This is a genomic window from Paracoccus sp. M683 (assembly GCF_007096355.1).
In the GTDB taxonomy this organism is placed as follows: Bacteria; Pseudomonadota; Alphaproteobacteria; order Rhodobacterales; family Rhodobacteraceae; genus Paracoccus.
Genome location: NZ_VKDF01000007.1, coordinates 54,818 through 67,974 on the forward strand (window position 1 = coordinate 54,818; position 13,157 = coordinate 67,974).

Consider the following 13,157-nt stretch of genomic DNA (forward strand, 5'->3'; position numbering starts at 1 on the left):
AGAGGGTGGCACCACCGCCGACCAGTCGCAAGGCCGGCGGGTCGGTCAAATTGCAGCACAGCGATGACAGATTGCCGAAAACAGGCCGATCTACCGGCGCTTGCGCTTGCGCTTGGCCGCGCGCTTGACTTCGGCCAGCCGGGCCTGAGTCGGCTTGCGCCGCAAGGGCCGGCCACGCTTGCCGGAACCGGGCCCCTGGGACAGGGCCCGCCCCTCAAGCTCGACCAGTTCCAGTGTCAATCCGCCGGTCGTCGGCACTGCCTCGGTCAGGCGGACGGTGACCCGCTGACCGAGGCCGATTTCAAGGCCCGTCTCGGACCCGATCAGCGTTTGCGCATCGGGATCGAAGTGGAAATATTCATTGCCGATCTCGCGGATCGGCAGTAGCCCGTCGGCACCCGTTTCGTCCAGCTTCACAAAGGCGCCAAAACGCTGGATCCCGCTGATCCGGCCCGGCATCTCGGTGCCCACACGCTCGGCCAGGAAGGCCGCCAGATAGCGATCGGTCGTGTCGCGTTCGGCGGCCATCGACCGGCGTTCGGTCTCGCTGATATGGGTGGCGGTTTCGGCCAGCCGTTCGATCTCGCCGTCGGACAGCCCGTCGTTGCCCCAGCCATGCGCGGTGATCAGCGCGCGATGCACGACCAGATCGGAATAGCGTCGGATCGGGCTGGTGAAATGAGCGTAGCTTTTCAGCGCCAGCCCGAAATGGCCAAAGTTTTCGGGGTGATAATACGCCTGCGTCATGGATCGCAGCGTGGTGATATTGATCAGCTCGTCAAAATCCGTGCCCTCGGATTGCGCAAGAAGCCTGTTCAGATGGCTGGTCTGCAAGACCTGCCCCTTGGCCAGCGTAAAGCCCGAGGCCTGCGCCACCTCGCGCAAAGCGTCGATCTTTTCCAGCGTCGGTTCCTCGTGGACGCGGAACAGCAAGGGGCGCTGGCGGCGGATCAGTTCCTCGGCGGCGGCGACATTGGCCAGCACCATGAATTCTTCGATCAGCTTGTGCGCGTCAAAGCGTTCGCGGAAATTCACCGATTTGACGCGGCCATCGGCGGTCAGCTCGATCCGCCGTTCCGGCAGGTCCAGATCCAAGGGCTGACGCCGCGCGCGAGCCTGTTTCAGCAGGTCATAGGCGTGCCAAAGCGGCTTGATCACCTCGTCCAGCAGGGGCGCGGTCTGGTCGTCGGGGTTCCCATCCGCCGCCGCCTGCGCCTGTTCATAGGCCAGGCTGGCGCGGCTGTTCATCATCCCGCGATGAAAGGAATGGCCGGTCTTGTTGCCCTGCGCATCCAGCCGCATTTTCAGCGCAAGGACCGGGCGGTCTACGCCCTCATGCAGGCTGCAAAGATCGCCTGACAGCGCATCGGGCAGCATCGGCACCACGCGGTCGGGGAAATAGGTCGAATTGCCGCGCTTCCAGGCCTCGCGGTCCAGAGCCGAGCCGGGGCGGACGTAATGGGCGACATCGGCGATGGCCACCCAGATCGTCGCGCCGCCATCGGGTTCGATCACGGCGGCAACGGCATCGTCATGGTCGCGCGCATCCGCCGGGTCGATGGTGACAAGCGGCAGCGGGCGCAGGTCCTCGCGGGCCTTCATGGTGGCGGGCTTCGCCGCATCGGCCTCGGCCAGCACATTATCGGGAAACTCGTCGGGGATGCCGTGCTGATGTATGGCGATCAGGCTGACGGCACGCGGCGCGGAGGGATCGCCAAGCCGTTCCGTGACCCGAGCCAGCGGCAGGCCCATGCGCCCCTTGGGACCGATCTGTTCGGCCTCGACCAGTTCGCCCGGCTGCGCGCCATGGGTTGCATCGGCGCGGACCTTCCATTCCTTGTCCTGGCCCTTGTCGATGGGCACGATCCGACCGCCCTCGGTATCCTTGCGGAAAATCCCCACGATCTTTTGCGGGGCTATGGTGATGCGACGGATCAGCCGTGCCTGATATTGATGGGCCTCGCCCGTGACCGGCATCAGCCGCGCAAGAAAGCGGTCGCCAGGCCCAAGCGCCGGATCATTGGCCAGCGGCACATACAGAATGCGCGGTTCCGGCCCCTCGCCCTGCCATTCCAGCGGCTGCGCCCAAAGATCACCCTGCGCATCGGGCGAGCCAAGCCGCACCACCGTCACTGGCGGCAGCGTATCGGCATCGCGATAATGCCGGCGGCGACGTTCCAGATGGCCCTCGGCCTCCAATTCCTTCAGCAGGCGCTTCAGTTCGATCCGCTCGGCGCCCTTGATGTTAAAGGCCTTGGCGATGTCGCGCTTGGAATTTGCCTCGGGGTGGTCGGCCACCCAGTCGAGGATCTGCTGTTTTCCAGGTAGTTTACTCACGCGTCCTCCGGGACCGGGTATCGGCTTTGGTTGCGGCCATTACACATGATGCCGACCCGGACGCAAACGGCATTGCCGAAAGGCCCTGTCGATCCGGTCAGACCGCCACCCGTTTGCGCCCCGCGCGGCGGATCAACCGCCGCATCGGAACCTCGAACAGGTGATAGCTGAGATAGGCACTGCCCAGGGTCGCGGCAACACAGGTCAGAAAGAACAGCACCGCCGGCACCGGCTCCAGCGGCGGCGACCCCACGAATTTGCCCCAGAACACCGCCGAAATCCGCCAGACAGGCACATGCAGCATATAGATCGAATAGGACAGCAACCCCAGCAACTGAAAGCCGCGCCATGACAGAAAACCGGCCAGAACCCCGCGATCTGTCGCGGTAAAGATCACCAGAACCGCAAAAGCCGGCACCAAAAACAGCAGCGGCGCATTCAGATGCATCAGCAGAATGACCGCGACGACACCAAGGATCTGGAGGATCGAGATGATGGCAACGGGCAGGGCATCGGCCCGCTTATAGATCGTATATGCCCAGATCCCCAAGGCAAAGGCCGGTATCCCGCGCAGCAGGCTTAGCCTTTCCCACGGCACCCCCGCCATCGAGGTCAGATACCAATAGGCGCCATAGGACATGATCACCAACACGATGCAGCCGGCCCCGAACCGCCGCCCGACTGACAGGATCACCAGCAGGCCGAACAGCAGATAGGCGGCCCATTCGACGCTGATCGACCAGCTTGGGAAATTCAGCACGAAGACCGATTGCAGGCCCCAGGCATGGATCAGCAAGAGGTTCTCGGCCAGCACCGGAATCCATGCCATCTCGATCTGATCGCGGGCCAGCGCCGCCATGATCAACAGTGTCAGCAGATGCAGCGGATAGATCCGGCCCAGCCTGTTGACGAGAAAAGGCCACAGTTCGGCCCGGACGCCATTCGCCAGAAAGCGCTTCCGATAACAATAGCTTAGAACAAAACCGCTGAGCATGAAGAACAGATCGACAAAGCCGACGGCGGCGACAAGGAATGCGGTATGGCGATCAATCTCGATCACGGGCAGCAAGATGCCCTTGAAATGGATCATCATCACCGCAAACGCGGCGATACCGCGCATGGACGTATGGCTGACAATCTCTTTCACGCGGTTCGACCCACGTTTGCGGTTTCATCACCAGTTCAGACTAGCACGACCGGACCATATCGCAATGCGGGATGCCGGCGTCGTCATAGACATCGCCGACAACGTGAAAACCCAGCTTTTCGTAAAAGCCGATGGCATGGACCTGCGCCCCAAGCCTTGCCTGCACGATGCTCGGCTGCGCACGCAACACATCCATCGCCGCACCGATCAGTTGCGCCCCAAGCCCGGTGCCGCGCGCCTGTTCCAGCACACAGACGCGGCCGATCTTGCCGACTTCCCCCTTCAACAGCACACGCGCCGTGCCCACTGGCCGATCGCCCTGCCAGGCAAGAAGATGGATCGCCTGATCATCCAGATCGTCCCATTCCTCGGCCTCGGGCACGCCCTGTTCCTCGATGAACACGGTCCGGCGCAGGGCGCGGCAGGTGTCGATATCGCGGGTCGCCTCGATCCTCACGCGAAATAGCGCTCCAGCATGCGCTGATAGACACGCTTCAGGTCATGGACCTGGGCCGCCGGAACTCTTTCGTCCACCTGATGCATGAAATGCCCGACCAGACCGAACTCGACCACCGGGCAGTGATCCTTGACGAAACGCGCATCCGAGGTGCCGCCGGTCGTCGACAGCACCGGATCAATCCCGGTTTCATCGCGCACCACCCCACGCACCAGATCGACCAGCGGGCCGGGTTGGGTCAGAAAGCTTTCGCCCGAGACGTGAATATCCATGCCGATCTCGACCCCGGTTTCGGCGCTGATCCGGGCGGCGCGGGCGCGCAGATCCTCGGTCAGGCTGGCGCTGGTATGGGCGTCGTTGAAGCGGATGTTCACCACCGCCGTGGCCTTTTCGGGGATCACGTTGCTGGCAGGGTTGCCACAGTCGATGGTGACGATCTGCAACCCGGTCGGATCGAAATGCTCGGTCCCCTCATCCAGCGGCGTGGCGATCAGGTCGTTCAGGTATCTGGTCAGCGCATGCAGCGGATTTCTGGCCCGGTGCGGATAGGCGGAATGGCCCTGAACCCCCTTGGCAGTAATATGGAAGGTCATCGACCCGCGCCGGCCGATCTTGATCATCTCGCCAAAGATCTCGGGGTTCGATGGCTCGCCCACGACGCAGACATCCATCCGCTCGCCATTGGCGACCATCCAGTCGAGAATGGCGATGGTTCCGTCGCGGCCCGGCCCCTCCTCGTCACCCGTGACGGTCAGGATAACGGCGCCATCGGGCGGGGTCTCGGTCACAAAGTCGATGGCCGCCGCCACAAACGCCGCCACGCCCGATTTCATATCGGTCGCACCGCGCCCCCAGATCACCCCTTCGGCAACATGCCCGCTGAAGGGCGGATGCGTCCATGACCCCAGATCGCCCGGCGGCACCACATCGGTATGGCCGTTGAAACCAAAGCTTCTGGCCCCCTTTGCGCCCCAACGCGCGAACAGGTTGGGCGTGCCGCCGCGATCCACCCTGACCACCTCGAAACCCGCGCCGGTCAGCAGATCGCCCAGCAAAACAAGCGCCCCCCCTTCCTCGGGCGTGACCGAGGGACATTGGATCAGGCGGGCGGTCAATTCGGCGGGGTCGGTCATCTCAGCTCCACAGTTCAAGGGCGCGACGCACAAGGTTCAACCCGCTCAGCACCAGCAGGATCAGCGTCCAGCGCCGAAACTGCACCACATCCAGCCGGTCCTGCAAGGCAAAGCCAATCTGCATGCCGATCATCCCCGGAATGCACAGGATCAGCGACAAAGGCAGCGTCTGCGCATTCAGAACGCCGGAAAACAGATGCGCCACCAGCAGGGCCACGGCGCCGACCAGGAAAACGATGCCCTGCACGCGAACCTGTTCGCGTTTGTCGATGCCGATGGACAGCAGATAGACGATCAGCGGCGGCCCCCAGATCCCCGAGATCCCGCCATAAAGCCCGCCGATGATGCCGGTCACCGCCTCGGCCCGGCGCCGGTGGTGGATCGGCACGATCAAGGACCGTCCGGCCAACTGCCACAGCGCGAAGCCGGTGATCGGCACACCCAGCAGCAAATACATCACCCCCTGCGGGATCAGCGTCGCAAAACCGGCCGAGATGCAGATGAACAGCACCACCATGCCGATATGCAGCCGAAAGCGCCGAACCGAGGCCAATGCCTCGCCCGTGCCTTGCCGAAACGCCTGTTGAATGTTCGTCACCAGCGTTGGCAGGATCAGCGCGGCCAGCGCCGTGGTCGCCGGCAGCATGGACCCAAAGGCCGACATCATGATCATCGGCATTGCAAAGCCGACGGCGCCCTTCACAAAGCCCGCAAACAGCGTGATGCCCACTACTGCCCAGAACTGCCAGATTTCCAACCCGAACATGGGCCGCACGCTAGCCTCAGTTGCAGTCAGTGCAAGTGCCTTTCTTCTTCATCCAAATATCCAGACCCCGCACCCGCAACCGAGTGCGACATTTTTGGTCAAAACCAACCCGATTCACGCATTATAGTTGCGCTGCAATTGCAAACACCCTAGGAATGCTGCAACGCCGCAAGGAACGATTCGATGAAAGACATGGCCCAGCAAACCGACGCGATCCTGCCCGAACTGGACGACCTGCAATCCCGCGCCACCCAGGCGCTGCGCAGGATGGTCGCCCCCGGCGGCAAGCCGGATGCGGACCTGCTGGAACAGCACCAGCACGCCGCGCATGCGCTTTCCTGGCTGGCCACCTATGTCGAGGCACTGAAACAGCTTTCGGCCTGGTCACACCGCGTTACCGGCGAAATCGAGGGGCTGATCCTGCAAATCGGCTTTGGCGAGTACCTGTCGCAGATCGCCGGCGGCATCCTGATGAGCCAGAACGAATTTGCCCGGCTTTCCGATCTTGGCGTCGATTGGCAACCCTCTGATGCCGCGCGCGCATTGATGGCCGGCAATACCCCCGCCGCCCGCGCCCGTCTGGCCCAGTTGATCGCCGACAATCGCGGCAGCGCCACCTTCGGCGCCACCGGGTTGGACGAGGACCTGGAAATGATCCGCAACCAGTTCCGTCGTTGGGCCGATGACAAGGTCGTTCCTTACGCCCATGAATGGCACCTGAAGGACCAGCTGATCCCGATCGAGATCATCAACGAACTGGCCGAACTGGGCGTGTTCGGCCTGACCATTCCGGAAAATCTGGGCGGTCTGGGCATGTCCAAGGCCGCGATGGTCGTGGTCAGTGAGGAATTGTCGCGCGGCTATATCGGCGTTGGCAGCCTTGGCACCCGCAGCGAGATCGCGGCCGAGCTGATCCTGGGCGGCGGCACCGATGAGCAGAAGGAACATTGGCTGCCCAGACTGGCCAGCGGCGAAACCCTCCCCACGGCCGTGTTTACCGAACCCAATACCGGCAGCGATCTGGGCAGCTTGCGCACCCGTGCCGTGAAGGACGGCGACAACTGGAAGATCACGGGCAACAAGACCTGGATCACCCATGCCGCCCGCACCCATATCATGACGCTTCTGGCGCGCACCGACCCTGCGACCGACGATTATCGCGGGCTGTCGATGTTCATCGCCGAAAAGACCCCCGGCACCGATGTCGACCCCTTCCCCACCCCCGGCATGACCGGCGGCGAGATCGAGGTTCTGGGCTATCGCGGCATGAAGGAATACGAACTTGGCTTTGACGGGTTCGAGGTCAAAGGCGACAACCTGCTGGGCGGCACCCCCGGCCAGGGCTTCAAGCAGTTGATGCAGACCTTCGAATCGGCCCGTATCCAGACCGCCGCGCGGGCCATCGGCGTGGCTCAGAACGCGCTGGAACTGGGGCTGCAATACGCGCTGGATCGCAAGCAATTCGGCAAGGCTCTGGTCAATTTTCCCCGCGTAGCGGACAAGCTGGCTATTATGGCGGTGGAAATCATGATCGCCCGGCAGTTGACCTATTACAGCGCATGGGAGAAGGATCACGGCCATCGCTGTGATCTGGAAGCCGGCATGGCAAAGCTGCTTGGCGCCCGTATTGCCTGGGCCAGTGCCGATAATGCCCTGCAAATTCATGGCGGTAATGGGTTCGCGCTGGAATATCAGATCAGCCGTGTGCTGTGCGATGCCCGGATCCTGAACATTTTCGAGGGCGCCGCCGAAATTCAGGCACAGGTGATCGCCCGGCGGCTTTTGGGCTGATGCCCGGCCGTCGCAGGGAATCGGCTGTGCGATGACAGGTGCAGGGAACGAAAATCTGGTATAAGGCGTTGCGCTGACACAAAAGTTAAGCTTGACGAGGACACTGCCATGATCCGCCCCGCCGCCATTGCCGCGACCGCCCTTTTCGGCCTCGCCGCCTGTGAACCCGCGCCGACCGCCACCGTGGCCGGCAACGTTCCGCTTGAAAGCTATTACATGGTCGGCATCGGCCAGGATGCCGCGCCCGAACGGAACATGGCGATCCGCTTTACCGAGACCCAGATCATCGGCAGCGGCCCCTGCAACAGCTTCACCGCAACCAATGCGGCGAAACTGCCTGCGATCGAGGTCACGAATTTCGTTCCCACCTCGGCCCCGTGCAAACAGTCCTCGACCGAACAGCGGTTCTTCAACGCGATCCGTGGCGCGACCAGTGCCGATTTCAACGGCGGTGTGCTGCTGGTGAAGGGGCCGACCTATATGCAGTTCGAACCCGGCCGGCCGCTGTAGGATGGCGGGGTTGAAACAACTGGGCGCGGCGGTGATCGGCCTGACGATTCTGGCCGGATGCGACGGCCCTGCGGCCCCTGCCGGCGAAGTCCCGCCCTTGGGCGACTATCAGTTGATCAGCATGGGTGACGAGGATGTGGAACGCTTTCACGTCACTCTGATGCTGGCCGATGGCCAGATTTCGGGCGCGGGGTTCTGCAATCGCTACAGCGGGACACAGACCGCCGCTTTGCCTGGCTTGCAGGTCGGCCCTCTGGCTGTGACGCGGCGGGCCTGTATCGGCGATCTGATGGCCCGCGATCAGGCCTATTTCGATGCGCTGGCGGCAGCCGGGACCGTGGGTTTTGCCGATGGCAGACTGATGATCACCGGCGAGGGACCGACCCTGACATTCGAGCCCCATATCGCGCAAGCAGATCACCCTGCCGGGAATTGATACCTATTCCGGCCGAACGTCGATCAACCGCCTGATCAGGCGGTCCCGCGCCGCAGGCAGCGGCTTGCCGACCAGATCATGCGCCAGCCGGGCATTCAGAAAATGCCCGGTGATGGCCAGGCCCTCGGCCAAGCCGTTTCCCCGGTTGTCTCCCGCCCCGCCCAGCAACGCTGGCAGAGGCAGCAGCCGGTCGGCCCATTCCCCCGCACCTTGCCGGCTGACGGCCCGCCCGGAACGCGGGCTGACATAAGCCAGCCCCTCGCGCGCGCCGGTCACGGCGCAGTCGTGCAGGTCCAGGCCAAGGCCCATCTCGTCCAGCAGCCGCAATTCCCAATGCAGATAGTCCTCGGCCCAATCTGCGCCCTGATCCATCCGGTCCAGCAGCGATTCGGTTGCCAGGGCCAAACCGGGATGCGCATCACGCTCGGGCAGGGCAAAGGCCAGCATCGCACAGACGGCATTCAACCCGGCCAGTGCCAGTGGCTCGGCCAACAGTCCGGGGCGTGCGCGGGCCGGTTCGGCAGTGAAAATGCCAAGCTGGTCATCCAGCCGCGCCCGCCAGCGCAGCGACAGGCGACTGCCCGGTTGCAGCAGGGCCGCCCGCTTGCGCGACGCGCCGCCCGGAACCAGACCGGCATGGCGGCCGAACTCGGCCGTCATCACCTCGATGATGACGGCATTTTCGCCATGTGCGCGCCGGACGATCACCGTGCCCTCGGCCTGCCATTCCATCGCTTTGCCACCCTTTCCTTGGCGCGCAGACTGCCGCATTCTGACCCAAACGCAAAGGAGCCGTGAATGCCGACCCCCTGGACCCAATCGCAAGCCCGTCTGGTCGAGGTCGCTGCCGGCCGCGCCCCCGCCGATATGGTCATTCGTGGCGGCAAATGGGTCAATGTCCATACGCGCGAGGTCGTCGACGGCCAGGACATTGCCATAGCCTGCGGCCGCATCGCCTGCGTCTTGCCTGATGCCAGCGCCAATATCGGCCCCCAGACCCGGATCGTCCAGGCCGAGGGGCGCTTCATGGTTCCCGGATTCTGCGACGGCCATATGCATGTGGAATCGGGGATGCTGACCCCCGCCGGCTTTGCCGCCGCCGTGATCCCCCATGGCACGACCACGATCTTTCACGACCCCCATGAGATCGCGAATGTCCTTGGCCTGCGCGGCGTCCGGCTGATGCATGATGAATCGCTGATCCAGCCGATCAGCATGTTCACCCAGATGCCCAGTTGTGCGCCCTCGGCCCCCGGCCTGGAAACCACCGGCCATGAAATCACCGAGGACGAGGTTGCCGAAGCGATGGCGTGGCCCGGCATCATCGGCCTGGGCGAGATGATGAACTTTCCCGGCGTTGCATCCGGCGATCGCCAGATGCTGGCCGAGATGGCCGCGACCCGTGCGGCAGGCAAGACCGTCGGCGGCCATTATGCCAGCCCGGACCTGGGCCGGCCCTTCGCGGCCTATGTCGCAGGCGGCGCCGCCGATGACCACGAAACCACCACCGAGGCGCAGGGGATCGCCCGCGCCCGTCAGGGCATGTCGACGATGATGCGCCTCGGCAGCGCCTGGTATGACGTGCAGGCCCAGATCACTGCCATCACCGAAAAAGGTCTGGATCCTCGCGGTTTCATCCTGTGCACCGATGACAGTCATTCCGGCACGCTGGTCAACGAAGGCCACATGAACCGCGTCATCCGCCATGCCATCGACTGCGGCTGTGATCCGCTGGTTGCGATCCAGATGGCAACCCTGAATACCGCGACTCATTTCGGGCTGGAGCGGGAATTGGGCAGCCTGACGCCGGGCCGGCGTGCCGACGTGATCCTGACCTCGGATCTGCACCGGCTGCCGGTCGAGCTGGTGATTGCGCAGGGCCAGATCGTGGCGCGCGATGGCGAATTGCTGGTGGACTGTCCGCTGATCAACTGGCCGGCCGATACCCGCGCCTCGGTCAAACTGGGTCGAGAGCTGATGGCCAATGATTTCGCCGTACCGGCGCCCTTGGGGGCGAACAGCGCAGCGGTCCGCGTCATCGGCGTCGTTGAAAACCAGGCACCGACTCAGGCTCTGACCGCCGATCTGCCGGTGCGCGACGGGCTGATCCAGCCCGAGGGCGAGGTCTGCCATATTGCCTTGGTGGAACGGCATCGGGGCACGGGCGGCGTGGTGAACGGCTTTGTCAGCGGGTTCGGCTATCAGGGGCGGATGGCGGTGGCCTCGACCGTGGCTCATGACAGCCATCACATGATCGTCGTCGGCACCTGTCGCGATTGCATGGCGGCGGCCTCGGCGCATCTGGGCCGGATTGGTGGTGGCGTCACCGTGTTCCGCGACGGTGTTGAACTGGCCACCGTCGCGCTGCCCATTGCCGGGCTGATGTCGGATCGCCCGGCGGCCGATGTCGCCGCCGAGGCGCAAGCCGTGATGGAGGCGATTGCAGAATGCGGCAACGGGATGAACAATGCCTATATGCAGCATTCGCTGTTGGCGCTGGTGGTCATCCCGGAATTGCGGATATCGGACAAGGGGCTTGTGGATGTAACCCGGTTCGAATTGGTCGATCTGATCGTTTGATCGGCGTTGGAAAAAAGGGGCGCTGCCCCTCGCCGCTTGCAGCGGCTCACCCCGGGATATTTGGGGACCAACGCAGGGGCTAGCCGGCGGGAAGCGTCAAACTGCCATCTTCGCCGAGCGGCCAGAACGGATTGGTTGCAATCTCCCAGACGTGGCCGTCGGGATCACTGAAATAGCCGGAATATCCGCCCCAGAACACTTTCTCGGGCCGTTTCAGCAGGGTGGCACCAGCGACAAGGGCGGCGTCGAACACTGCATCTGTTTCAGCATCATCGGCGCAGTTTTGCGCGAGGGTCATCGCGCCCGTGCCAAGCACCGCATCCGGGCGCCCCTGATCCTCGGCGAGATCGCCAAGACCGAAAAGCGCCAGAACCGCACCGTTCATCTGATAGAAGGCCACGCCCGTTTGCGAGCCGGGATGGATCTGCCAGCCCCAGGCCTCATAAAAGGCGCGGGCGCGCGCCAGATCGGCGACACCAAGTGTGATCAGGGTCACGCGCTGCCGTGGCAATGTCATGACGAGGCCCTTTCTACTGGGCGCGTTGGCTGGCCAGATCGCGGCGTGTGCGGCGACGCTGGCCGGCCTCGCGGATCAATGTGACGGAATAGATCACCAGTGCAAGCCAGATCATCGGGAAAGCAATCAACCGGGCCCCTTCGAACGGCTCGCCAAAGACCAGGACGGCCGTGACAAAAATCATCGTCGGAGCAATATATTGCAGAATGCCGATCGTCGATAGCCTGACCAGCTTGGCCCCATTTGCATAGAACATCAGCGGAATCGCGGTCACCGGGCCGCAGCCGATCAGCAGCAATGTTGTGGTCACATCTTCACCGCCAAAATGCCCTTGCCCGGTGCTCTGCAACCAGATGACATAGCCAAGGGCGAGTGGCATCAGCAACAGGACTTCCAGCGTAAAGCCCTGGTTCGGGCCAAGCGGCAGGCTTTTCTTGCAATAAGCATAGATGCCCCAACTGAAGGTCAGGCCAAGGGCAACCACGGGCAGCCGGCCGGCCTCGACAGTCAGCAGGACGACCGCAGCAGCAGCCAGCGCAATCGCCAGTTTTTGCGGGCGATTCAACCGCTCGCCCAGCAGCAACGCCCCCAGAAGAACACTGAACAACGGGTTGATATAATAGCCAAGCGCCGCTTCCATGGCGTGATCGTTCGTGACGGCCCAGATATAGATCAGCCAGTTGACCGAAATCAGCGTTGCCGTCAGTGCGGCCATCCCCAGCAAGCGAGGCGTGCGCAGCGCGGTCAGCACATCCGCCGAACGTCGCTGCCAGAACAGCACCACCGCGGCGACGGGCAATGACCAGACGACCCTGTGGGCGATGATTTCCAGCGGGCCGACATGCGCCAGGGCTTTCATGTAGAGCGGCAGGAACCCCCACAGCAGATAAGCTGCAACGGCAAAGGCAAGACCGCGAGGCGAATCGTTGTTGGGATCGGGGATGATGCTCATAAGAAGTGGATATGCTGCAACGCGACCCGTTGGAAGAGATTGGCTGCGCCTGTGCCCGCCCAACCTGTCGGACAGGGCTTCGAGAGATAGGCTGTGGTAACCTTGAGCATGCCAGATGAATCGCAGCACGGATGCCGCGTGGCAGACCTTGCGAGAACTGACGATCCCGCCGCACAAGCAGAGGTCATCATGCCCGGCACAAAATCGACGGCAAAGTCAAATACAAGAAAACTCTCGCTTTCATCAGCTTGGGTAAGATGGACGGGCTGCGGTTTGCTTCAACAGTCAAAACCGGCCTGACTGACGCAGTTGATCTGCGACGGTCCCAGATAAATTGTCAGCGCGCGATGCCGAACGAAGGCAATCGTGGGCAGGATCTTGCATGGAATTGTTTCAAACGGTCTGACCCTCTGCCAAGTTTTCCCCATATCTTCCATTCCCCCTCTTTGCCCCGACCAAGTACCAGCAAGACCCGCATCGCCTGGACTTGAGCCAGGTTGCCGACCGCGGTGCCGGCTGCCGCCAGCGCAG

General features: G+C 63.2%; 12 protein-coding genes. 4 read left to right on the top strand and 8 right to left on the bottom strand.

Translation table 11 applies throughout. The features are described from left to right. Window positions 1–90: 90 nt before the first annotated feature. From rnr to FNJ84_RS13980, 5 genes are all read right to left on the bottom strand, one after another. A complete protein-coding gene (rnr, locus tag FNJ84_RS13960) occupies window positions 91–2,337 on the bottom strand; it encodes a ribonuclease R (protein ID WP_143793816.1) in 2,247 nt (748 codons plus the stop codon). A 97-nt stretch (window positions 2,338–2,434) separates the two neighbouring features. After that, window positions 2,435–3,484 (bottom strand): acyltransferase, encoded by a 1,050-nt coding sequence (locus FNJ84_RS13965; RefSeq protein WP_143793817.1) that lies wholly within the window; start codon window positions 3,482–3,484, stop codon window positions 2,435–2,437. 40 nt (window positions 3,485–3,524) lie between these two features. Next, entirely contained in the window at window positions 3,525–3,941 is a 417-nt protein-coding gene (locus tag FNJ84_RS13970) for a GNAT family N-acetyltransferase (RefSeq protein WP_143793818.1), read from the bottom strand. Next, window positions 3,938–5,074 carry a succinyl-diaminopimelate desuccinylase gene (dapE, locus tag FNJ84_RS13975; RefSeq protein ID WP_143793819.1) on the bottom strand — a complete coding sequence of 379 codons (1,137 nt, stop codon included), beginning with the start codon at window positions 5,072–5,074 and terminating at the stop codon, window positions 3,938–3,940. The genes FNJ84_RS13970 and dapE overlap by 4 nt, the downstream gene beginning before the upstream one ends. Window position 5,075: 1 nt before the next feature. Then, window positions 5,076–5,840 (bottom strand): sulfite exporter TauE/SafE family protein, encoded by a 765-nt coding sequence (locus FNJ84_RS13980; protein ID WP_143793820.1) that lies wholly within the window; start codon window positions 5,838–5,840, stop codon window positions 5,076–5,078. Window positions 5,841–6,023: 183 nt separating this feature from the next. Here FNJ84_RS13980 and FNJ84_RS13985 point away from each other — a divergent pair, with 183 nt between their 5' ends. The 3 genes from FNJ84_RS13985 to FNJ84_RS13995 all read left to right on the top strand — a co-directional run bounded on the left by FNJ84_RS13985 (window position 6,024) and on the right by FNJ84_RS13995 (window position 8,577). Next, window positions 6,024–7,631: an acyl-CoA dehydrogenase family protein gene (locus FNJ84_RS13985; RefSeq protein WP_143793821.1), complete on the top strand. Its 1,608-nt coding sequence runs from the start codon at window positions 6,024–6,026 to the stop codon at window positions 7,629–7,631. Window positions 7,632–7,739: 108 nt separating this feature from the next. Then, window positions 7,740–8,141, top strand: coding sequence for an META domain-containing protein (locus FNJ84_RS13990; RefSeq protein WP_143793822.1), 402 nt, complete (start codon window positions 7,740–7,742; stop codon window positions 8,139–8,141). A 1-nt stretch (window position 8,142) separates the two neighbouring features. Then, window positions 8,143–8,577, top strand: coding sequence for an META domain-containing protein (locus FNJ84_RS13995; protein ID WP_143793823.1), 435 nt, complete (start codon window positions 8,143–8,145; stop codon window positions 8,575–8,577). 3 nt (window positions 8,578–8,580) lie between these two features. Here FNJ84_RS13995 and recO read toward each other — a convergent pair whose 3' ends face one another. Continuing rightward, window positions 8,581–9,309: a DNA repair protein RecO gene (gene recO, locus FNJ84_RS14000; RefSeq protein ID WP_143793824.1), complete on the bottom strand. Its 729-nt coding sequence runs from the start codon at window positions 9,307–9,309 to the stop codon at window positions 8,581–8,583. A gap of 66 nt (window positions 9,310–9,375) precedes the next feature. Here recO and FNJ84_RS14005 point away from each other — a divergent pair, with 66 nt between their 5' ends. Beyond that, window positions 9,376–11,157, top strand: coding sequence for an adenine deaminase (locus FNJ84_RS14005; protein ID WP_143793825.1), 1,782 nt, complete (start codon window positions 9,376–9,378; stop codon window positions 11,155–11,157). A 79-nt stretch (window positions 11,158–11,236) separates the two neighbouring features. Here the strand turns inward: FNJ84_RS14005 and FNJ84_RS14010 are convergent, their stop codons facing one another. Both FNJ84_RS14010 and rarD read right to left on the bottom strand, forming a co-directional pair. Then, a complete protein-coding gene (locus tag FNJ84_RS14010) occupies window positions 11,237–11,668 on the bottom strand; it encodes a VOC family protein (protein WP_143793938.1) in 432 nt (143 codons plus the stop codon). Window positions 11,669–11,687: 19 nt separating this feature from the next. Continuing rightward, window positions 11,688–12,626, bottom strand: coding sequence for an EamA family transporter RarD (gene rarD, locus FNJ84_RS14015; RefSeq protein ID WP_143793826.1), 939 nt, complete (start codon window positions 12,624–12,626; stop codon window positions 11,688–11,690). Window positions 12,627–13,157: the final 531 nt, after the last annotated feature.